The organism is Streptomyces sp. 71268 (assembly GCF_029392895.1).
Lineage (GTDB): Bacteria > Actinomycetota > Actinomycetes > Streptomycetales > Streptomycetaceae > Streptomyces.
In genome coordinates, this window is the sequence record NZ_CP114200.1 from 6,110,419 (window position 1) to 6,131,508 (window position 21,090).

Annotated in this window: 16 protein-coding genes; 9 read left to right on the top strand and 7 right to left on the bottom strand. The window is 71.9% G+C overall.

Translation table 11 applies throughout. The features are described 5' to 3' along the window. Positions 1-173 precede the first annotated feature (173 nt). Entirely contained in the window at positions 174-713 is a 540-nt protein-coding gene (locus OYE22_RS24210) for a TetR/AcrR family transcriptional regulator (RefSeq protein WP_277322353.1), read from the top strand. Between the two features lie 377 nt (positions 714-1,090). Here OYE22_RS24210 and OYE22_RS24215 read toward each other — a convergent pair whose 3' ends face one another. Continuing rightward, complete coding sequence (locus OYE22_RS24215) at positions 1,091-1,810, bottom strand: pyridoxamine 5'-phosphate oxidase family protein (RefSeq protein WP_277322354.1); 720 nt, start codon at positions 1,808-1,810, stop codon at positions 1,091-1,093. Between the two features lie 569 nt (positions 1,811-2,379). On the opposite strand from OYE22_RS24215, the gene OYE22_RS24220 reads away from it, so the two are divergent. From OYE22_RS24220 to OYE22_RS24230, 3 genes are all read left to right on the top strand, one after another. Continuing rightward, positions 2,380-3,318 carry a serine/threonine dehydratase gene (locus tag OYE22_RS24220; RefSeq protein ID WP_277322355.1) on the top strand — a complete coding sequence of 313 codons (939 nt, stop codon included), beginning with the start codon at positions 2,380-2,382 and terminating at the stop codon, positions 3,316-3,318. Between the two features lie 151 nt (positions 3,319-3,469). Then, positions 3,470-4,216, top strand: a complete 747-nt coding sequence (recO, locus tag OYE22_RS24225; protein WP_277322356.1) for a DNA repair protein RecO — start codon at positions 3,470-3,472, stop codon at positions 4,214-4,216. 152 nt (positions 4,217-4,368) lie between these two features. Next, positions 4,369-5,214, top strand: coding sequence for an isoprenyl transferase (locus tag OYE22_RS24230; protein ID WP_277322357.1), 846 nt, complete (start codon positions 4,369-4,371; stop codon positions 5,212-5,214). Positions 5,215-5,597: 383 nt separating this feature from the next. Here OYE22_RS24230 and OYE22_RS24235 read toward each other — a convergent pair whose 3' ends face one another. The 4 genes from OYE22_RS24235 to OYE22_RS24250 form a co-directional block, all read right to left on the bottom strand. Further along, positions 5,598-6,014 carry a transcriptional repressor gene (locus OYE22_RS24235; RefSeq protein ID WP_176161518.1) on the bottom strand — a complete coding sequence of 139 codons (417 nt, stop codon included), beginning with the start codon at positions 6,012-6,014 and terminating at the stop codon, positions 5,598-5,600. 108 nt (positions 6,015-6,122) lie between these two features. Then, complete coding sequence (locus OYE22_RS24240) at positions 6,123-7,019, bottom strand: metal ABC transporter permease (protein WP_277322358.1); 897 nt, start codon at positions 7,017-7,019, stop codon at positions 6,123-6,125. Beyond that, on the bottom strand, positions 7,019-7,771 hold the full coding sequence (locus OYE22_RS24245; RefSeq protein WP_277324300.1) for an ABC transporter ATP-binding protein: 753 nt from the start codon (positions 7,769-7,771) through the stop codon (positions 7,019-7,021). Before OYE22_RS24245 ends, OYE22_RS24240 begins: the two co-directional genes overlap by 1 nt. A gap of 366 nt (positions 7,772-8,137) precedes the next feature. Beyond that, positions 8,138-9,136 (bottom strand): metal ABC transporter substrate-binding protein, encoded by a 999-nt coding sequence (locus OYE22_RS24250; protein ID WP_277322359.1) that lies wholly within the window; start codon positions 9,134-9,136, stop codon positions 8,138-8,140. 184 nt (positions 9,137-9,320) lie between these two features. Between OYE22_RS24250 and OYE22_RS24255 the strand changes: the two genes are divergently transcribed. Continuing rightward, positions 9,321-10,703, top strand: a complete 1,383-nt coding sequence (locus OYE22_RS24255) for a glycine--tRNA ligase (RefSeq protein ID WP_277322360.1) — start codon at positions 9,321-9,323, stop codon at positions 10,701-10,703. Between the two features lie 211 nt (positions 10,704-10,914). On the opposite strand, the gene OYE22_RS24260 is transcribed toward OYE22_RS24255, so the two are convergent. Next, the gene (locus tag OYE22_RS24260) at positions 10,915-12,411 is read right to left on the bottom strand and encodes an MFS transporter (protein ID WP_277322361.1); all 1,497 of its coding nucleotides are present in this window, start codon (positions 12,409-12,411) and stop codon (positions 10,915-10,917) included. A 101-nt stretch (positions 12,412-12,512) separates the two neighbouring features. On the opposite strand from OYE22_RS24260, the gene OYE22_RS24265 reads away from it, so the two are divergent. The 4 genes from OYE22_RS24265 to OYE22_RS24280 all read left to right on the top strand — a co-directional run bounded on the left by OYE22_RS24265 (position 12,513) and on the right by OYE22_RS24280 (position 19,745). After that, a complete protein-coding gene (locus tag OYE22_RS24265; RefSeq protein WP_277322362.1) occupies positions 12,513-13,388 on the top strand; it encodes a helix-turn-helix transcriptional regulator in 876 nt (291 codons plus the stop codon). Positions 13,389-13,660: 272 nt separating this feature from the next. Beyond that, on the top strand, positions 13,661-14,896 hold the full coding sequence (dusB, locus tag OYE22_RS24270; RefSeq protein WP_277322363.1) for a tRNA dihydrouridine synthase DusB: 1,236 nt from the start codon (positions 13,661-13,663) through the stop codon (positions 14,894-14,896). Between the two features lie 444 nt (positions 14,897-15,340). Next, a complete protein-coding gene (gene ppdK, locus OYE22_RS24275; protein ID WP_277322364.1) occupies positions 15,341-18,073 on the top strand; it encodes a pyruvate, phosphate dikinase in 2,733 nt (910 codons plus the stop codon). A 565-nt stretch (positions 18,074-18,638) separates the two neighbouring features. Continuing rightward, a complete protein-coding gene (locus OYE22_RS24280; protein ID WP_277322365.1) occupies positions 18,639-19,745 on the top strand; it encodes a winged helix-turn-helix domain-containing protein in 1,107 nt (368 codons plus the stop codon). Here the strand turns inward: OYE22_RS24280 and OYE22_RS24285 are convergent. After that, entirely contained in the window at positions 19,711-20,868 is a 1,158-nt protein-coding gene (locus OYE22_RS24285; RefSeq protein ID WP_277322366.1) for an alkaline phosphatase PhoX, read from the bottom strand. The two genes, OYE22_RS24280 and OYE22_RS24285, sit on opposite strands and share 35 nt — an antisense overlap. Positions 20,869-21,090: the final 222 nt, after the last annotated feature.

The following is a 21,090-nucleotide window of genomic DNA, read 5'->3' on the forward strand; positions in this document are numbered from 1 at the left end:
GAGCGGCCGGGAGGTTCGCCCCGGAGTGGGGGAGGCCGTGCCGTGGACGGGTGCCCGGAGGCCAGCCGGGCGGGGGAGGGGCGGGGGAGGGGGAGGGGGGAGGGGCCCGGGAGACGTAAGGAAGGCGACCGGCGGTTGGCATGGCGGGTCGGGGCGTCGGCTACCGTGGCCGCATGCCGACGCACGCCCGAGACCGACTGCTGAAGGCCGCCGCGGAGTTGTTCTACGTGGAAGGCATCCAGGCGGTCGGGGTCGAACGGTTGCTGGCCGTCTCGGGGGTGGGCCGGGCGTCCTTCTACCGACACTTCGCCGGCAAGGACGCGCTGGTCGCGGCCGTGCTCCAGCGCCAGGGCGAACAGTGGCTGGCGTGGCTTGGGGCGGCTGTCGCCGAGCACGGCGGTGGGCCGCTGGCCGTCTTCGACGCGCTGGCCGACCGCGCGCGGAGCCGCGGGTTCCACGGGTGTGCGTTCGTCAACGCGATGGCGGAGACGGCCGACCCGAGCAGCGAGGTGTATTGGTTGGCGCAGGCGCACAAGCGCCGGGTCACGGCGTACGTCGAGCAGTTGCTCAAGGCGGCGGGGTACGAGCGGCACGAGGCGCTGGCCGAGCAGTTCGTCCTGCTGATGGACGGGGCGACGGTGACCGCGATGCGGGAGCGCACCGGCGCGCCGGCGCTGCGGGCCCGCGAGATGGCCAAGCACCTGCTCGGCTGAGCGGAGCGACGCGCGGGGAGGGGCCCGACCGCCGGGTGACGCCGCATCCGTCCGCGCCAAACCGCCCGCGTCCAGCCGGCCGCACTCGACCGCGCCCAACCGGCACACCAGGCCGCCCGCGTCCAGGCTTCCGCACCCAACCGGGGCCGGCCCGCACCCACCCGACCGAACCCAGCCGCCCGCGTCCGGGCTTCCGCACCCAACCGGGGTCGGCCGCACCCAGCCGCCCGCAGCCGGCCGCCCCCCCAACCGCTCGAACCCAGCCGCACCCGGCCGCCTCCAGCCAACCGCGCCTACCTGACCGCACCCGACCGCCCGCGCCCGCCCGAGTCCTCACCCCTCACGCTCGTCCTCGGCCCCACCCCTCCCGCGCGCGTTCAACCACCCGTGGCCACGCGTGCTCGCAGTGCCTTGACCTCCTCGTCGAGGGCGGCGTTCCGCTGCTCCAACGCGGCGTTGCGCCGGGCCAGTTCGGCTTGTGCGGCCAGCAAGCGCTCGTTCTCGTCCTCCACCTCGGCGATGTGGGCGCGTACCGTCGGAAGTGCGCTGACCAGCTCGGACTGGGTGAAGCGCGGGGTGATGTGCTGGGGGCAGTTCCAGTTGAACCCCTCGACCCGGATGGTCACCAGCCGCTCCACCCGCCCGTCGGTCCGAACCTGACCAAGCCGCTCGGCCAGCGCGGGGTGCTCGTCCAGCGCCCTGATCTCGGCCCGGCCGAAGATCTTGAGCCGGGCCTGTCGCGCGTAGTCCATGAGGAAGAGGGCGACGCGCCCGTCGGCCCGTACGTTTCCGGTGGAGATGTACTGCCGATTGCCCCGCACGTCCGCGTAGCCCAGGGTTCCTTCGTCCAGTACGTGCAGGAATCCGGGTGGGCCGCCGCGGTACTGCACGTACGGCCATCCCGTCTCGCTGACGGAGCCCAGGTAGAAGCCGTCGCGGGAGGCGATGAACGCGGCCTCCTGCGCGCCGAGGGGATCGGTCGCGCCCTCCTCGGCGTCCGACCGGTCCAGCGCGCGGGCCGCCGCTGACGCGCTGCCCTGCTCCCGCTGCACGCGCCGGACGCTGTCGGTGTAGGCCAGATGGGCATAGCGGCTCATCGCGGATCCCCCTCGTGTCGGGCGCGAGTTGGCGCCTCCCGATGCTGAGATGGTACCAATCGGTTCCGTCTTGGGCGACGGAGATCGCGAGCGGGTGGGCGAACGGCGGCACGACCGGGCGGCGACACGGTCGAGCCACGGCGCTGGCGGAACGGCGTGCCCGACCCGGCGGGCGGCGCCCCCGGCGGCTTAGGCACCCTCAGCGCCCGCTGCGCCTGCGGCACCCGCGGCACCCGCGGCACCCGCAGCGCCCTCGACGGCTTCGAAGGCTCCGGCGGCTCCCGTGCGAGAGGTGGCGAGGTGGTCGACGCGTGGAAAGTGGGGAGGATGCCAGGGCGGTGCGGCACGCCGCGTGTGCCGGAGGCGGTGGGCGCTCAGGTGGTCGGTCGGCGACCCGCGACGGCTTCCGTACCCTCGTACGCCAACGTAAGGAACGTGATGCTGAACAACATATGTCCCCCATCGCCACGCTTCGGTCAGTCGGCGACAGGTATGGCCAACGACGCGACCGCACCGACGCGGACGGGCGCCGCGGCGCACGCCGGCGCACCGGATGGGCTGGGGCACGCATGACGGCGATCGTGACGTACGACGACGTCCAGGCCGCCGCCGAGCGGATCGCCGGGCACACCCGGCCCGTCGCGCTCGCGCGGGCGGACACCGACGTGTGGTTCGCCCTTGAGTACCTCCAGCACACCGGGAGTTTCAAGGCGCGCGGCGCGGCCAACTTTGTCGCGGCGCACGTCCTGGCCGGGACCATGCCGGAGGCCGGGGTCGTCATCGCCTCCGGTGGCAACGCGGGCCTCGCCATCGCCTGGGCCGCCGCCCGGCACGGCGTGCCCGCCACCGTCTTCACGCCCGCCACGTCGCCCGCCGTCAAGGTGGACCGGATTCGCGCGCTGGGCGCGGACACGCGGCTGGTCGGCACGGAGTACGACCAGGCGCTGGCCGCGTCCCGCGAGCACGCCGCCGCGACCGGCGCGCTGCTGTCACACGCGTACGACCACCCGCTGGTGGCGGCCGGTGCGGGCACCCTCTTCGAGGAGATCCACCGGGCCCGGCCGGGGCTCGACACGGTGCTCGTCGCCTGTGGTGGCGGCGGGCTTTTCGCCGGGGTGGCCGCCGCCGCGCACGCGCGCGGCGTACGGGTCGTCGCCGTCGAGCCCGTCGGCTGTCCGACGCTGCACGCCGCGATCGAGGCGGGCGAGCCGGTCGAGGTCGGCGTGGACTCGATCGCGGCCGACGCGCTCGGCGCCCGCTTCGTCACCCCCGCCGCGCTGCACTGGGCCCGCGAGAGCGACGCGTCGGTACTGCTCGTGCCGGACGCGGCGATCACCGCGGCCCGCCGCGCACTCTGGGAGGAGCGTCGCATCGTGGTGGAGAACGCCGCCGCCGCCGGGTACGCCGCCCTGCACAGCGGGGCCTACCGACCCGCGCCGGGCGAGCGGGTCTGCGCGGTGCTGTGCGGGGCCAACACCGACCCCGCCGACCTGGTGGCCCGCGCGTAACCCCGCCCGCCCGACGCGCTCCCCGCCGCCTACTGGACGCGCTCGCCGTCGGCCGTCCGACGCGTTCCCCGACGCACTCCCCGCCGGCCGCGCGGAAGCGGGCCCGCCGACCCCGGCTCGGTGGGCCCGCCGCGTACGGGACAATGAACGCATGAGTCTGTTCCGCGACGACGGCATCGTGCTGCGCACCCAGAAGCTGGGGGAGGCGGACCGGATCATCACGCTGCTGACCCGGGGCCACGGCCGAGTGCGGGCGGTGGCCCGAGGGGTGCGGCGGACGAAGTCGAAGTTCGGGGCGCGCCTGGAGCCGTTCTCCCACGTGGACGTGCAGTTCTTCGCGCGCGGCAGCGAACTCGTCGGCCGCGGGCTCCCGCTGTGCACGCAGAGCGAGACCATCGCCCCCTACGGCAGCGGCATCGTCACCGACTACGCGCGGTACACGGCCGGCACCGCGATGCTGGAGACCGCGGAGCGGTTCACCGACCACGAGGGCGAGCCCGCCGTCCAGCAGTACCTGCTGCTCGTCGGCGGCCTGCGCACGCTCGCCGCCGGCGAGCACGAGCCGCACCTGGTGCTCGACGCGTTCCTGCTGCGCTCGCTCGCCGTCAACGGATACGCGCCCAGCTTCGAGAACTGCGCCAGGTGCGGCATGCCCGGGCCGAACCGGTTCTTCTCGGTCGGCGCGGGCGGCGTGGTCTGCACGGAATGCCGCGTTCCCGGCAGCGTCGTACCCTCTGCGGAGTCGCTGGCGCTCCTCGGCGCGCTGCTGACCGGGGACTGGGCGACCGCCGACGCGTGCGAGGCGCGCCACGTGCGGGAGGGCAGCGGCCTGGTCGCCGCCTACCTGCACTGGCACCTGGAGCGGGGCCTGCGTTCGCTGCGGTACGTGGAGAAGTGAGCCGCGGCACGTGGGAGCGGGGGGTACCGCGCCGTACGGCGTAGCGCGCGCCGCGCGGGGCGGCACGGAAGATGACGGCGTACGGCAACCGTACGCGCGAGGCTGACGGCGCACAGGCGTCGCACGAGCGAGATGTGGGAGACGTGGCAGGCATGGCAGGACGCGGTTTCATGGGCCGGGGACGACGTGAATACCGGGCTCCGGACCCGCATCCGTCCGGTGCGCGGCCGCCGAAGATCCCCGGCGAGCTGGTGCCCAAGCACGTGGCGATCGTGATGGACGGCAACGGCCGCTGGGCCAAGGACCGCGGCCTGCCGCGCACCGAGGGCCACAAGGTCGGCGAAGGCGTCGTGCTCGACGTGCTCAAGGGCTGCCTGGAGATGGGCGTCAAGAACCTTTCCCTGTACGCCTTCTCGACCGAGAACTGGAAGCGCTCGCCGGACGAGGTGCGCTTCCTGATGAACTTCAACCGCGAGGTCATCCGCCGCCGCCGGGACGAGATGGACGAACTGGGTATCCGCGTCCGCTGGGCGGGGCGGATGCCCAAGCTGTGGAAGTCGGTGGCCAAGGAGCTCCAGGTGGCGCAGGAGCAGACCAAGGACAACGACGCCATGACCATGTACTTCTGCCTGAACTACGGCGGCCGGGCGGAGATCGCCGACGCCGCCGCCGCACTGGCGGCCGACGTGGCGGCGGGCCGGCTCGATCCGTCGAAGGTCAACGAGAAGACGTTCGCGAAGTACCTCTACTACCCAGACATGCCGGACGTGGACCTCTTCGTCCGCCCCTCCGGCGAGCAGCGGACGTCCAACTACCTGATCTGGCAGAGCGCTTACGCGGAAATGGTCTTCCAGGACGTGCTGTGGCCGGACTTCGACCGCCGTGACCTGTGGCGCGCCTGCCTGGAGTTCGCCCAGCGCGACCGGCGCTTCGGGGGCGCGCTGCCGAACCTGCCCGCGAACGGGGCGCCCTCGACGGAGGGTGGCGCGGGGGCCTGACGCCCGAGTCCGGGCCCGGGTCCGGGCCGAGCCGTCGGCCCGGGCCTGGTTGCCCCGTCCTGCCCCCGGGGCCTGACCTTGGCCTGGCCTGGGTCCGGGCCTTGAGGGCGGCGGCCGCCGCCTCGCCCGCTCAGTCCTCGGCCGTCGCGTCCGGTTCCGGCCCGGCGGTGTGGGTGTCGCGGCGCCAGCCCTGGGTGGGGACCACTCCGGCGTGATCCGGTCGGCGGCCAGCCGGGCGGCCACGGTCCCCGGGGGAGGAGCTGGGCCGGCGCGGGGCCGCGCACGCCTGAAGCCGGCCTGCGAGCCGGGCGTGGCGTGCCGGAGGTGGACGGGGGGCCGGGCAGTTCGGGCGCCGCCCGTGCGCCGCGTTCGGCGCGGTTCGGTCAGCCCTTGGCCGCGGCGCACTCGCCGCAGGTGCCGAAGATCTCGATGGTGTGCGCCACGTCCACGAAGCCGTGCTCGGTGGCGATCGAGTCGGCCCACTTCTCCACGGCCGGGCCCTCGACCTCGACGGCCTTACCGCACGAGCGGCAGACGAGGTGGTGATGGTGGTCGTCGGTGCTGCATCGCCGGTAGACGGACTCGCCCTCGTCCGTACGCAACACGTCCACCTCGCCCGCGTCGGCGAGGGACTGGAGGGTGCGGTAGACCGTGGTCAGGCCGACCGAGTCGCCGCGGTGCTTGAGCATGTCGTGGAGTTCCTGCGCACTGCGGAACTCGTCCACCTCGTCCAACGCCGCCGCCACCGCGGCGCGCTGCCTGGTGGCCCGGCCGCGTACTGGGGGACCCGCGGTCGCCACAGCTTCCTCCTCAGTTGCCTGCTCGTCGCCTGTCCGGCATCCGGCTGGACATTGTGCCAGTCTGCCAGGTGACGCGGCCGGCACGAGAGTTCCTTCCCATCCCGCCCGTCACACCCGCGCGTCGCCGGTGGCCGATACGCAATGGGTCGCCACCTCCAGCGCGCACCGTTCCTCCTCCAACGCGGCCCGCCGCGCTCGTCGTCGGGTGAGGGGTGCGGCCAGCGCGGTGATCACGGCGAAGACGGCGATGGCCAGGACGACGATGCTGGCGCCGGGCGGCACGTCCTCGTAGTACGAGTAGCTCGTGCCGGACAGGGTGACCAGCACGCCGATCGTGACCGAGAGCGCCATGGTCATCCCGAAGCTGCGGGTGGCCTGCTGCGCCGCGGCGACCGGCACCACCATCAGCGCGCTCACCAGGAGCAGCCCCACCACGCGCATGGCCACGGTCACGGTGACCGCCGCGGTGACGGCCAGCAGCAGGTTCAGGAACCGCACCGGAAGCCCGGTCACGCGCGCGAACTCCTCGTCCTGGCAAATGGCGAAAAGCTGCCGCCGCAGGCCCAGTGTGATCAGCATCACGAAGGCGGCTAGCGCGCAAATGGTCCGTACATCTCCCTCGGAGACCGTCGTGATCGAGCCGAACAGGTACGAGGTGAGGTTGGCGTTGGAGCCGGTGTCCGACATGTTGATCAGCAGCACGCCGCCGGCCATGCCGCCGTAGAAGAGCATCGCCAGCGCGAGGTCGCCGCGGGCCTTCCCGTACCAGCGGATCAGCTCCATCAGCACCGCGCCCAGCGAGGCCACCGCGACGGCGGTCCACACCGGGTTGTTGCCGGTGAGGAAGCCGAGCGCGACGCCGGTGAGGGCGACGTGCCCGATGCCGTCGCCCATGATCGCCTGGCGGCGCTGGACCAGGTAGATGCCGACCGCCGGGGCCGTGACGCCGACTAGGACGGCGGCGAGCAGGGCCCGCTGCATGAAGGCGTAGTCGAGCATTTCCATCAGATCAGCAGCCCTGTCCGGATCGGCTCCGCGGCGTCCGCGGCGTGCGGGTGGATGTGGTCGTGGCCGGGCAACGCGTGCTGGCCGACCGCCTTGGGCGGCGGCCCGTCGTGCACCACGCAGCCGTCGCGCAGCACCACGGCCCGGTCGATCAGGGGCTCGAGCGGCCCCAGCTCGTGCAGGACGAGGAGCACCGTGGTGCCCCGCGCCACCTGCTGACGCAGCGCGTCCGCCAGCACCTGCTGGCTGGCCAGGTCGACGCCGGCCATCGGCTCGTCCATGATCAGCAGCTCCGGCTCGCCGGCCAGCGCGCGGGCGATCAGGACCCGCTGGTGCTGGCCGCCGGAGAGCGCGTTGACCGAGTCCCTGGCCCGGTCGGCCATGCCGACCAGTTCCAGGGCGCGGTCCACCGCGGCCCGGTCGCCCCGGCCGGGCCAGCGCAGCTTCGTACGGGCCAGCCGGCCGGCGGAGACCACCTCGCGCACGGTGGCCGGAACGCCGCTGGCGGCCGTGGTGCGCTGCGGCATGTAGCCGACGCGCGCCCACTGCCGAAAGCGCCGCCGCGGGGTGCCGAACAGCTCCAACTCGCCACCGGTGAGCGGCACCTGTCCGACCAGGGCGCGCACCATCGTGGACTTGCCCGAACCGTTGGCGCCGAGCAGCGCGACCACCTCGCCGCGCCGGACGGTCAGGTCCACGCCGCGCAGCACCGGCCGCGAGCCGAGCGAGGCACGCGCCTGGCGCACCACCACGACCGGTTCCTCGCGCTCCGGCGCGGCCGGTTCCGCGTCGCCCGACGCGGGGCCGGGGCCGTCGCCCGGGCTCGCGGCTCCGGAGTCCGTGGCCGGTGGCCTGGTCGGGTCCGGCCGCTGTGTCGTGGACCGTCCGGCCGCGCCGGGTATGTCCCCGGCGGGCCCTTCGCTTCGCTCGCTCGCCACGCCTGCCTCCGCTGTTACTCGCTCGTCGTACTGGTCGCCGTAGGGGTGCGCGCCGGGCGGCGCGCCTGGGTGCGCGGGACGCGCCTCACGCGGCCTCGCGGGCGCCGGCGGCGCCCGGTGCGCCGGGCGCGTGCGGGACGCTCCGGGGCGCCACCTCGCCGGGACGGCGGCCCGGGGCGCTCATCGCGCGCCGAGCGCCTGCTTGAGGGCGGCGAGGTTGGCCCGCATCACCTCGAAGTAGTCGTCGCCCTTGGACTTGTCGTTGATGCCCTCGATGGGGTCGAGGACGCCGGTCTTGAGGCCGGTGTCCTCGGCGACGGTCTCGGCGCCCTTGTTGCTGGCGAGCGTCTCGAAGAAGACCGTGCTGACCTTCTCCTTCTTGGCGATCTCCTGGATCTCCTTGATGCGGGCCGGGCTGGCCTCGGCCTCGGGGGAGACGCCGGAGATGCCCTCCTGGTCCAGACCGTAGCGCTCGGCGAGGTAGCCGAACGCCGCGTGGGTGGTGATGAAGGTGTCGGTGGTGCGGTTCTTGAGGCCGGCGGTGAACTCCTTGTCGAGCGCGGTCAGCTTCGTGACCAGCGCGTCGGTGTTCTTCTGGAAGTCGGCCTTGTGGTCGGGGTACGCCTCAGCGAGCTTCTTGTTCAGACCCTTGGCGACCTCGGCGTACTTGGTGGGGTCGAGCCAGATGTGCGGGTCGCCGCCGGCCTCGCCGCCGTGGTCGTGGTCGTGCTCGCCTTCGTGCGCGTGCTCGCCTTCGGCGTGGTCGTGGCCCTCGGCGTCGTGGTCGTGGCCGTGCTCACTGGCGCCGTGCTTCTCCAGCGAGGTGAGCGTGGTGGCGTCCACCTTGTGCTTGGCCTCGGACTGGCCGACCGCCTCGTCCACGGCGGGCTGGAGCCCCTTGAGGTAGACGACGACGTCGGCCTCGCTCAGGTCGCCGACCTGGCGGGGCTTGAGCTCCAGGTCGTGCGGCTCGACGCCGGGCTTGGTGAGGGTGCCGACGCGGATGTCCGCGTCGCCGATGATCTGCTTGGCCAGGAACTCCATCGGATAGAACGACGCCACGACCTGCGGCTTTCCGTCCTTGTCGGAATCGCCCGAGCAGGCGGAGAGCGTGACCAGCGAGAGCGCGGTGGCGCCGGCTATCGCGGTACCGGTGAGGAGGCGTCGTCGTACGTTCATGACAGTCATTTTCAACTAAACTGGAAACGATTGTCAACAAGACTGGTTGAAGGTTGTCAGACCCGGAACCGATTTGATCCCAGGGGTGTCGCCGCCGGTAATCTGGGGCTTTCGCTGGGGCGCGCGGGCGAGTACCCGGCGGACCCCGCACTGACCGCTTCGTCGTCGTAATGAAGAGAGCACCGTGGCCGCCGACAAGATCGACACCATCGTCAGCCTGAGCAAGCGCCGTGGCTTCGTCTATCCGTGCAGCGAGATTTACGGCGGTCAGCGGGCCGCCTGGGACTACGGACCGCTCGGCGTGGAGCTGAAGGAGAACATCAAGCGCCAGTGGTGGCGCGCGATGGTCACCTCGCGCGACGACGTGGTCGGCCTCGACTCGTCCGTGATCCTCGCCCGTGAGGTGTGGGAGGCATCCGGCCACGTCTCCACCTTCACCGACCCGCTCACCGAGTGCACCTCCTGTCACAAGCGCTACCGCGCCGACCACCTGGAGGAGGCGTACGAGGCGAAGCACGGTCAGCTCCCGCCGAACGGCCTCGCCGACATCAACTGCCCGCACTGCGGCAACAAGGGCGGCTTCACCGAGCCCAAGCTCTTCTCGGGCCTGCTCTCCACGCACCTCGGCCCCACCCAGGACGCCGGCTCGCTCGCGTACCTGCGCCCCGAGACCGCGCAGGGCATCTTCACCAACTTCGCCGCCGTGCAGCAGACCTCGCGCAAGAAGCCGCCGTTCGGCATCGCCCAGCTCGGCAAGTCCTTCCGCAACGAGATCACGCCCGGCAACTTCATCTTCCGCACCCGTGAGTTCGAGCAGATGGAGATGGAGTTCTTCGTCAAGCCGGGCGAGGACGAGCAGTGGCACGAGTACTGGATGGAGCAGCGCTGGAACTGGTACACCGACCTCGGTATCCGCGAGGAGAACATCCGGTGGTTCGAGCACCCGGCGGAGAAGCTGTCCCACTACTCGAAGCGCACCGCTGACATCGAGTACCGCTTCAACTTCGGCGGCACCGAGTTCTCCGAGCTTGAGGGCGTGGCCAACCGCACCGACTACGACCTCAAGGCCCACTCGAAGGCGTCCGGCCAGGACCTGTCGTACTTCGACCAGGAGGCCGGCGAGCGCTGGACCCCCTACGTCATCGAGCCGGCGGCCGGCGTGAACCGCGCGATGCTCGCGTTCATGCTCGACGCGTACATCGAGGACGAGGCGCCCAACGCCAAGGGCAAGCTGGAGAAGCGCACCGTCATGCGGCTCGACCCGAGGCTCGCGCCGGTCAAGGTCGCGGTGCTGCCGCTGTCCCGCAACCCGCAGCTCTCGCCGAAGGCCAAGGGCCTCGCCGCCGACCTGCGGCGCAACTGGAACATCGAGTTCGACGACGCCGGCGCCATCGGCCGCCGCTACCGCCGCCAGGACGAGATCGGCACGCCGTTCTGCGTCACCGTCGACTTCGACACGCTTGAGGACAACGCGGTGACCGTGCGCGAGCGCGACACCATGAAGCAGGAGCGGGTCTCCCTGGACCAGATCCAGAGCTACCTGGGCGGGCGCCTGCTGGGCTGCTGAGCCCCGCACGTACCCTCATTCCGGTCGTGTGACGCCGGGCCGACGTTTTCGTCGGCCCGGCGTTTCGCGTGCGGGCGCGCGGTGGCCCGGCCGGCACCTTCGCAGCCGACAGGTTTCCCCGCCCCTCACGGGCAGCTCGGCCAACGACCCGCGTGGCCCCCACCCGTGGGGCACCGCCAACCCATCCGTGGGGCGGGCGGGTTGGCACCCCTCACCGCACCACCCGCGGCAACCGCAGGCTCAGCACCGCGGTGACCGCGATCGTCGCGAGCTGGACCAGCAGCGTGGTGGTCAGGGCGTCGCGCATGCCCACCGAGGCCGCGCGGGAGAGGAAGAGGGTGCCGAGGGTGGCCACGCCCAGGGCCAGGGCGGACTGTTGGGTGGTCACCATGACGCCGCTGCCCACGCCGGCCCGGTCGCTCGGCACGTCCGCGAGGACGATCCGGAAGAGCACCGGCAACTGGAGCGCCTGGCCGACGCCGGCCAGGACGAGGCCGGGGGCGAGGGCCGGGATGCCGGTGTCCGGCCAGCCACGGGCGACGGTCAGCAGGAAGATGCCGATGCCAAGGCCCTGGATCAGCGCGCCGACCGTGACCACCCGGCTGCCGTACCGGCCCACCAGACGCGGGCCGGCCAGCGAGACCACGAAGAACGCCACCGCCATCGGCACGAGGGCGAGCCCGGCGGCCACCGGGCCGTAGTCCATGCCCTGCTGGAGGGCGACCGCGATGACGAACATGAAGCCACCGAAGCCGATCGAGAACGGCACCACCAGCACGAGGCCGCGGCTGAGGCCGGGCAGCGCGAACAGGCTCGGCGGCACCAGCGGCACCCTGCCGGCCCGGTCGGCCCGGCGCTCGACGACGTAGAAGACGGCGGCGACCACGGGGAACGAGCCGAGCAGCAGCCACGTCCACAGCGGCCAGCCCGCCGCCCGGCCCTCGGTCAGCGGCAGCAGCAGGGTGATCAGGGAGAGCGCGAGCAGCAGGGTGCCGGGGATGTCCACGGTGGTGGGCCGGTCCGAGCGGGTCTCGGGCACCGTACGCACGGCCAGGGCCAGGCCGATCAGCGCGACCGGCACGTTCACCAGGAAGACCATGCGCCAGCCGGTGCCCCAGAGGTCGGCGGCGACCAGGACGCCGCCCAGGATCTGCCCGGCGACCATGGAAAGGCCCGCCGTCGCTCCGTACAGGCCGATCGCGCGGGCGCGCCGACCGCCGGCGGTGGTGGCGTGGATGGTGGCGAGCACCTGCGGCAGCATGAACGCGGCGGCGGCGCCCTGCGCCACCCGGGCCGCCACCAGGCTCCACGCGTTCGGGGCGAGGCCGCAGGCCAGCGAGGTGATGCCGAAGGCCGCCATGCCCGCGATGAAGAGCCGGCGGCGGCCGAACATGTCACCGAGGCGCCCGCCGAGTACCAGGAGCACCGCGTAGGCGACGCCGTATCCGGCGACGACCAGTTCGAGTACGGCGGGGCCGGCGTGCAGGTCGTGGTCCATCGCCGGCAGGGCGACGTTGACGATGAAGAAGTCGATCAGCGGCAGGGCCGCACCGAGCAACACGGTGAACAGCCCGAGCCCGCTGAGCGTGGCCGGGCCAGCGCCGGGGCCCGTGCCGGCCGGCCGTGGCGGGTCGGCCGTGGCGGACGCGGACGCGGAGGCGGGAACGGGGGAGATGAGGTTGGCGGATCGCACTCGGGTCAGGTTCACGGGTACGACGATCGCGCGGTCCGTAGCCAGGTACCAGAGTGTCCTTATCCTGGTATCGACACTACCTGGAAAGTGGATCTCCCATCCCGCACCCTGGAGACATGATGACGACCGGGCAGGCCGCGGGCCACGACGTACGGCGCAGCGAACTCGCGGCCTTCCTGCGGAGCAGGCGCGAGCGCGTCGTGCCCGAGCAGGTGGGGCTGCCGCGCGGCCGGCGGCGGCGCACGCCCGGGCTGCGCCGCGAGGAGGTGGCGCAGCTCTCGGCGGTGGGCGTGACCTGGTACACGTGGCTTGAGCAGGGGCGCGACATCCACGTCTCGGCGCAGGTGCTCGACGCCATCGCGCGGGCGCTGTTGCTCGACCCCAACGAGCGCGAGCACCTGTTCACGCTCGCCGGGGTGGCCGACCCGGCGCCGGGGACCGAGTGCGCCACCGTCTCCGACCCGATCCGGACGTTGCTGCGGCAGCTCGAACCCATCCCGGCGTGCGTGCAGAACAGCCGCTACGACCTGCTGGCGTACAACCGCACGTACGGCAACCTGCTCTGTGACCTGGACTCGCTGGCCCCGCAGGAGCGCAACTGCATGTGGTTGGCCTTCACGCACCCGGGCTGGGAGCAGGGGCTGGTGGACCGGCAGGAGGTGATCCGGGCGATGGCGGCCAAGTTCCGTTCGGCGATGGCCGAGCACATCGCGGAGCCGGCCTGGAAGCACATGCTGGGGCGGCTCCAGGAGGCGTCGTCCGAGTTCCGGGAGATCTGGGAGCGGCACGAGGTGATGCGCACGACGCCGGGCCGCACCAAGCGCTTCCTCAACACCCATGTGGGGCTGCTGCACCTCGACTACCAGATCATGTGGCTCGGCCCACGCCAGGGGCCGCGCATGATCACGTACGTGCCGGCCGACGCGGAGTCCCGGGCGCGGCTGGAGCGGCTCCACGAGCTGACGCTCGCGCGACAGGTCGCGGCGGCCTGACCGGATTGACCGGCCCGCTCGCCCTAGGCGACCCGGGTACCCGGTCGGCGGCGGTGCGGGGCAGCCCGCGCGGCGGCCCGGCGTACGCACCAGAGCCGGTGCCGGCGGGCTGGGTGGCCGCGCGCCCCGGTGCCGCGCGCCGATGGGGGACAATAAGAGGTCTGCCACCCGCTGCCCGAGCACCCGCGGCATGCGCGGTGCCCCCGGCACCCGCGGCGGAGGCGACGCCCCAGCACCCCGAGCACCACGAGAACCGGAAGGACGCGTCCTAGATGACCGCCGAGACCCAGCCGCTGTACGTCGGTACGCACGCGGTGGTGCCCCCGGTGATCCTCGCCCCCATGGCGGGAATCACCAACGCGCCCTTCCGCACCCTGTGCCGGGAGTTCTCCGGCGGCAAGGGCCTGTTCGTCAGCGAGATGATCACCACGCGGGCGCTGGTCGAGCGGGACGCGAAGACCATGCGGCTGATCCACTTCGACGGCACCGAGAAGCCGCGGTCCATCCAGTTGTACGGCGTGGACCCGGCGACCGTCGGCAAGGCGGTCCGCATGATCGTGGACGAGGGCCTGGCCGACCACATCGACCTGAACTTCGGCTGCCCGGTACCGAAGGTGACCCGCAAGGGCGGCGGCTCGGCGCTGCCGTACAAGCGCCACCTGCTGCGGGCCATCCTGCGCGAGGCGGTCGCCGGCGCCGGCGAGCTGCCGGTGACCATGAAGATGCGCAAGGGCATCGACGACGACCACCTGACCTACCTGGACGCCGGGCGGATCGCGGTGCAGGAGGGCGTACGGGCCATCGCGCTGCACGGTCGCACCGCCGCACAGCACTACGGCGGCGAGGCGGACTGGTCGGCGATCGCGCGGCTCAAGGAGGCGGTGCCGGAGATCCCGGTGCTGGGCAACGGGGACATCTGGTCGGCACAGGACGCGCTGCGGATGATGCGCGAGACCGGCTGCGACGGGGTCGTGGTGGGGCGCGGCTGCCTGGGGCGGCCGTGGCTGTTCGGCGACCTGGTGGCCGCCTTCGCCGAGCCGGCGACACCCGGTGCCACCCCGGGCGGCGCGAGCGCCGCGCAGGCGCCCTCCGAGGCCGTCGGCGGCGCCGCGTGGGCGGCCCTGACGCGGGGCCCGCAGGGGTCGGCCGCGCCCACGTTGCGCGAGGTCACGCGGGTGATGCTGCGCCATGCGGAGCTGTTGGGGCAGTGGCTTGAGGACGAGTCGCGCGGCGTCATCGACTTCCGTAAGCACGTGGCCTGGTACACCAAGGGCTTCTCGATCGGTTCGGAGCTGCGTAGGCGGCTCGCCGTCGCCTCCTCGCTGGCCGAGTTGGCCGCTCTGATGAGCGAAATGGACCTCGACCAGCCCTGGCCCGCGGGTGCGGACGGTCCCCGGGGCCGTACGTCTGGCCGAAACCGCGTGGTTCTGCCAGACGGGTGGCTCAATGATCCCTACGACCGGGCCGAAATCGGAGCCGAGGCCGAATTGGACACCTCCGGTGGCTGACGGGCCCCGGTTTGACGGCGTGATTCTCGCCACGTGTGATCGGTAGTTTGCTCAGATGAGCATGCTCATTTGAAGATCCATTTACCCTTCTGAGCGCACACACCTCTCCAATGCGTGGCACTGAGTGCCACCCCTGCCGCCTTCGACAGTCATACGGATGGCCGCTCTCCGCTTGTGGCTCATCGCTGCCCGTGTCCAGAATCGAGCTGTCCGCAAGTCCCGCGTTCGGAACCTGAACGCGGTTCCGCGCCCGTCGGCTTCCCGATGGATCACAGGTCTCGTGGTGTGGATCACTTTCGATCTCGTGGCGGCCGGCCAGTTACGGCCGAATGTCCGCCGAGTGGACGTACCCATGCACCTTCGATCTGGGTACGCTCCCCGCCGTCAGGGCAGCCGTCCTCCGGGCCCACATCCCGGGGGTACCTCAGCGAGGTGTCGAGAACCGTGTCGGAAAACACCGATCCCCAAGCACAGCCTGCTTCCCAGAAGTTCGTCTACGACTTCACCGAGGGCAACAGGGACCTGAAGGATCTGCTGGGCGGCAAGGGCGCGAACCTGGCCGAGATGACGAATCTCGGGCTGCCCGTCCCGCCCGGGTTCACCATCACCACCGAGGCGTGCAAGGTCTACCTCGACAGTGGCGAGGAGCCGGCGGCACTGCGTGACGAGGTGAGTGCGCACCTGGTCGCCCTCGAGACCACCATGGGCAAGAAGCTGGGCCAGGCGGACGACCCGCTGCTGGTCTCCGTGCGCTCCGGCGCCAAGTTCTCGATGCCCGGGATGATGGACACCGTCCTCAACATCGGGCTCTCCGACGAGTCCGTCGTGGGCCTGGCCGCGCAGGCCGGCGACGAGCGGTTCGCGTGGGACTCCTACCGCCGCCTGATCCAGATGTTCGGCAAGACCGTCCTCGGCGTGGACGGCGAGCTGTTCGAGGAGGCCCTGGAGGGCGCCAAGCACGCCAAGGGCGTCACCGTGGACGTCGACCTGGACGCCGGCGACCTCAGGAAGCTGGTGGACGAGTTCAAGGGCATCGTCGCCAAGGAGACCGGCCGCGACTTCCCGCAGGACGCCCGCGAGCAGATGGACCTGGCCGTGCGCGCGGTCTTCGACTCGTGGAACACCGACCGGGCCAAGCTCTACCGCCGCCAGGAGCGCATCCCCGGCGACCTCGGTACCGCCGTCAACGTCTGCTCCATGGTCTTCGGCAACCTGGGCCCCGACTCCGGCACCGGCGTCGCCTTCACCCGCGACCCCGCCAGCGGCCAGCAGGGCGTCTACGGCGACTACCTGCAGAACGCGCAGGGCGAGGACGTCGTGGCCGGCATCCGCAACACCGTGCCGCTCGCCGACCTGGAGGGCATCGACAAGCCCTCCTACGACGAGCTGATGCGGATCATGGAGACGCTGGAGACGCACTACAAGGACCTGTGTGACATCGAGTTCACCATCGAGCGCGGCAAGCTGTGGATGCTCCAGACCCGGGTCGGCAAGCGCACCGCGGGGGCCGCCTTCCGCATCGCCACCCAGCTCGTGGACCAGGGCCTGATCGACGAGGCCGAGGCGCTCCAGCGGGTCAACGGCGCGCAGCTCGCGCAGCTCATGTTCCCCCGCTTCGACGAGAGCGCCGCCGTGGAGAAGATCGGCCGGGGCATCGCGGCCTCGCCCGGCGCCGCGGTCGGCAAGGCCGTCTTCGACTCGTACACGGCCGTCAAGTGGTCGCGCTCGGGCGAGAAGGTCATCCTCATCCGCCGGGAGACCAACCCGGACGACCTCAACGGCATGATCGCCGCCGAGGGCATCCTCACCTCGCGCGGCGGCAAGACCTCGCACGCCGCCGTCGTCGCCCGCGGCATGGGTAAGACCTGTGTGTGCGGCGCCGAGGAGCTTGAGGTGGACACCAAGCGCCGGTGCCTGACCACCAAGGACGGCACCGTGGTGCAGGAGGGCGACCTCGTCTCCATCGACGGCTCGTCCGGCAAGGTCTACCTCGGCGAGGTGCCGGTCGTGCCCTCGCCCGTGGTGGAGTACTTCGAGGGCCGCATGCACGCGGGCGCCGACGACGCCGACGAGCTGGTCAAGGCCGTGCACCGGATCATGGCGTACGCGGACCGGGTGCGCCGGCTGCGGGTGCGGGCCAACGCGGACAACGCCGAGGACGCCGCCCGCGCCCGTCGCTTCGGCGCGCAGGGCATCGGCCTGTGCCGCACCGAGCACATGTTCCTCGGTGAGCGCCGCGAGATGGTCGAGCGGCTCATCCTCGCCGACACCGAGGCCGACCGGGAGGCCGCCCTCGGCGACCTGCTGCCGCTGCAGAAGGCCGACTTCACCGAGCTGTTCGAGGCGATGGACGGGCTGCCGGTGACGGTGCGGCTGCTCGACCCGCCGCTGCACGAGTTCCTGCCCGACATCACCGAGCTGTCGGTGCGCGTCGCGCTGGCCGAGGCCCGGCAGGACGCCAACGAGAACGACCTGCGCCTGCTGCAGGCCGTGCACAAGCTGCACGAGCAGAACCCGATGCTGGGCCTGCGCGGCGTACGCCTCGGCCTGGTGATCCCCGGCCTGTTCGCGATGCAGGTACGGGCCATCGCCGAGGCCGCGGCCGAGCGCATGAACGCCAAGGGCGACCCGCGCGCGGAGATCATGATCCCGCTGGTGGGCACCGTCCAGGAACTGGAGATCGTCCGTGAGGAGGCCGAGCGGGTCATCGCCGAGGTGGAGCAGGCGCGCGGGGTGAACCTCAAGCTGACCCTGGGCACGATGATCGAGCTGCCCCGGGCCGCGCTGACCGCCGGCCAGATCGCCGAGTCGGCCGACTTCTTCTCCTTCGGCACCAACGACCTGACGCAGACCGTGTGGGGCTTCTCCCGGGACGACGTGGAGGCCAGCTTCTTCACCGCGTACCTGGAGAAGGGCATCTTCGGCGTCAGCCCGTTCGAGACGATCGACCGCGACGGCGTGGGCTCGCTGGTGCGCGCGGCCGCCGAGGCCGGCCGCGCCACCCGTCCCGACCTCAAGCTCGGCGTGTGCGGCGAGCACGGCGGCGACCCCGACTCGGTGCACTTCTTCCACGAGGTGGGCCTGGACTACGTCTCCTGCTCCCCGTTCCGCATCCCGGTCGCCCGCCTCGAGGCCGGCCGGGCGGCGGCCGAATCGGTCGGCAGCGACAGCCGCTGACCCCCTGAGCGGGCCCGTTCCGCGGGCCCACGCCGTCGGCGGCCGGTGCACGAACACCGGCCGTCGACGGTCACCAGCAGACGAGCACGCGCACCACAACGTCCTCGCGGGCCAGGCCAGGCGAGGGCCGCATACCACCGGAAGTCGTCCCCTTCGTAGCGGGGACCGCGTCGGGGACACCCACCCTCACCCCCCGGCACCCGGTCTCCTCGCCGTAGGCGGACTACGGCGGGAGCACGGCTCCGGCATACGAAAGGGGGCGGCGCCTGTGCGAGGCGCCGCCCCCTACTACTCCCCCCACGGGAGCCGTTGCCGCCGACCAGATGTGCGGCGGCAACTGATGCTCAACGGCCTTGCGGCGCCCGTTACCCCCCACGGGAACGAGCAATCCGGCCTGAGCACCCACCGGGAAAATGCCCCTGCCTTTTCCCACGTCCAAGCATTCCGGTTGGACATGTTGGAGCGCGACCCGTTTCAACTCTGGCCAAAAGGGCGTGGTAACTGCTCGTGTTGGGGTGCATACTCAGGGATTGGGGGAACTACGGATGCCACATGTGGGGGTTTAGTGCTGCGCGTCCATTTCACAAGCGTGGACCTGGCACGGCTGCGGATGGCCGCTCGCCCGGACGCACTCTGGGAAACTATTTTAAGTTTCCATCGACTTCGCGAGAAACAAGCGGAGAACATCTTCGGCGAATGGCGCTCGCAAACGCGGGCGCGACTGCATTCCGAGCCCCGGTTGCTGGCACCCCTGGTGCCGCAACGGGGCTATTTTCCCGACTTCCTGACGCCGTCCGAGGGCGTCATCGGCGTCGAGGAGGCGATGGAGGCGGTGCGGGCCACGCCGGCCGAGAGGTTACGCACCGAGATATCCCACCTCCCGGCGGGACGCGCCCTGCCGGCGTGGATGCGCCCGATGGCCGACGGCGAGGGCGCCGACCGGGCCCTGGCCCGCCTCGTGGACACGCTCCGGGACTACCACCGGGCCGCCATCGCACCGTACTGGCCGCACCTGCACGCCCGCATCGAGGCCGACCGCGCCGCCCGTGGCCGGGCCCTGCTGGACGGCGGCGTGGACGGGCTGCTGACCTCGCTGCCGGCCACCATGCGCTGGCGCCCGCCGGTCCTCGAAGTGGACTACCCCGTGGACCGGGACCTGTACCTGGACGGGCGCGGACTGCTGTTGCTGCCCTCGTTCTTCTGCCGGCGCACGCCGGTCACCTTCCACAACCCGGCGCTCACCCCGGTGCTCGTCTACCCGCTCGACCACGCCGCGGGCCCCGCCCTGGTCACGCCCGCGCGCTCGCTGGTCAAGCTCGTCGGCTCCACCAGGTCGGCCGTGCTCCAGGGGATAGGCGCGGGCTGCACCACCAGCGAACTCGCCCGCCGGGTCGGCGTGTCGCTCGCCTCAGCCAGCCAGCACGCCACCGTGCTGCGCGACGCCGGGCTGCTGGTCACGCTGCGGCAGGGCAGCGCCGTGTTGCACACCCTGACCCCGCTGGGCATCGCCCTGCTGCGCGGCGGCAGCCCGGGGGAGCGGCCACCGGGGCCGGAGGCCGCCGGGCCCGGAGGTGGCGGATCGTGGGCCGGCCGGCCCGCCGCGCACGCGACGGACCGACCCGAGCCCAGACCGGTGGCTACGAGCGGAACGGCCCCGTCACCTCGTACGTGATGCCGCCCGACGAACTGCCCGTCGTGCCGCGCTGGCTGGAGAAGTAGAGCCGCTGCCCGTTGGGCGAGAAGGCCGGGCCGGTGATCTCCGAGCCCGACTGGCCGTTGATCCGCAGGAACGGCGCCACCACGTCGTCCGGCGTGATGATGCAGATCTCCATGTTGCCGCCGTCCTCGGCGATGAACAGGTCACCGGACGAGGAACCGGTGACGTTGTCCACGCCGGAGAGCGGGGCGGAGCCGCTGACCAGCGAGTCGTCGTAGGCCAACTCGTAGGTGTTGTTGGTCAGGTTGAGCTGCCACACGCGGTTGTCGCCCTTGGTGGTGAACCAGACGGTGTCGTTCGCGTAGTGGCAACCCTCGCCGCCGTTGAACCGCTTGGCGCCCGAGACCTGGTCGCGCGTCACGGTCGGCGCCCCGTCCGGGTCGGGCACGTTGGCCCAGGTGAAGGAGCCCGAGGAGGACGTGCCCGCCTTCAGCACCTGGAGCGTGCCGGAGGACAGGTTGCCCCAGGTGGTGGGGACGAAGCGGTAGAAGCAGCCGTTGGACACGTCCTCGGTCAGGTAGATCACCTTGCGCACCGGGTCGGCCGCCGCGGCCTCGTGCTTGAAGCGGCCCATCGCGTCGCGCCGGGTCGCCGCGTTCACGCCCCACGGGTCGGTCTCGTACACGTACCCCAGGCTGACCTCCTCACAGGAGAGCCAGGTGTTCCACGGGGTCTTGCCGCCGGCGCAGTTCTGCCGGGTGTTGGAGAGCACGCGGTGCGCGCCGGTGATGGTGCCGGAGGAGTTGAACTTCACGGCGCCCACGCCACCGTTCGGGCTTACCTCCGAGTTGGAGACGTAGATCCAGCCGGTGCCGTCCGCGAAGCAGGCGCCGCCGTCGGGGGCGTTGTGCCAGGTGTACGAGGTGCCGGCGACGGTCTGGCCGGAGCGGGCGATGATCCGGCTGGTGAAGCCGCTGGGCAACTGGATGCCTCTGGCGTCGGCGGAGCCGAGCGGGCCGTACGGGCCGGAGCCCGGCTGCGCCGGGGCGGCGTATGCGGCCCCGCGCATCAGGGTGCCGCCGAAGGTCGCTACCGAGGTGCCGATGACTGCGCCGCGCAGGAAGGTGCGTCGTTCCACGGTCCACTCCAGAAAGGGGAAGACAACCGACGGCCGGGCGGCCTGCCGGGCGGACTCCGCCCAGGTCACAGGGCGTCGCATCGGGCGGTGCCCGCAAGCCGCGGAGACTATAGGTCGGGTTTTGACGGGGCAGCAACAACTGGTGGCGTGGGGTGGGTACCGCGATGGCTGAAGTTCGCCCGCCCTTTTCCGTCCCACCCCTTCCGGTAGCGGCACTACGCC

Excerpts from the sequence above, each read along its gene's own strand:
- OYE22_RS24210 (WP_277322353.1), top strand. The coding sequence starts at position 174 with ATGCCGACGCACGCCCGAGACCGACTGCTGAAGGCCGCCGCGGAGTTG.
- OYE22_RS24215 (WP_277322354.1), bottom strand. The coding sequence starts at position 1,810 with ATGAGCCGCTATGCCCATCTGGCCTACACCGACAGCGTCCGGCGCGTG.
- OYE22_RS24220 (WP_277322355.1), top strand. The coding sequence starts at position 2,380 with ATGACGGCGATCGTGACGTACGACGACGTCCAGGCCGCCGCCGAGCGG.
- recO (WP_277322356.1), top strand. The coding sequence starts at position 3,470 with ATGAGTCTGTTCCGCGACGACGGCATCGTGCTGCGCACCCAGAAGCTG.
- OYE22_RS24230 (WP_277322357.1), top strand. The coding sequence starts at position 4,369 with ATGGCAGGACGCGGTTTCATGGGCCGGGGACGACGTGAATACCGGGCT.
- OYE22_RS24240 (WP_277322358.1), bottom strand. The coding sequence starts at position 7,019 with ATGGAAATGCTCGACTACGCCTTCATGCAGCGGGCCCTGCTCGCCGCC.
- OYE22_RS24250 (WP_277322359.1), bottom strand. The coding sequence starts at position 9,136 with ATGAACGTACGACGACGCCTCCTCACCGGTACCGCGATAGCCGGCGCC.
- OYE22_RS24265 (WP_277322362.1), top strand. The coding sequence starts at position 12,513 with ATGATGACGACCGGGCAGGCCGCGGGCCACGACGTACGGCGCAGCGAA.
- dusB (WP_277322363.1), top strand. The coding sequence starts at position 13,661 with ATGACCGCCGAGACCCAGCCGCTGTACGTCGGTACGCACGCGGTGGTG.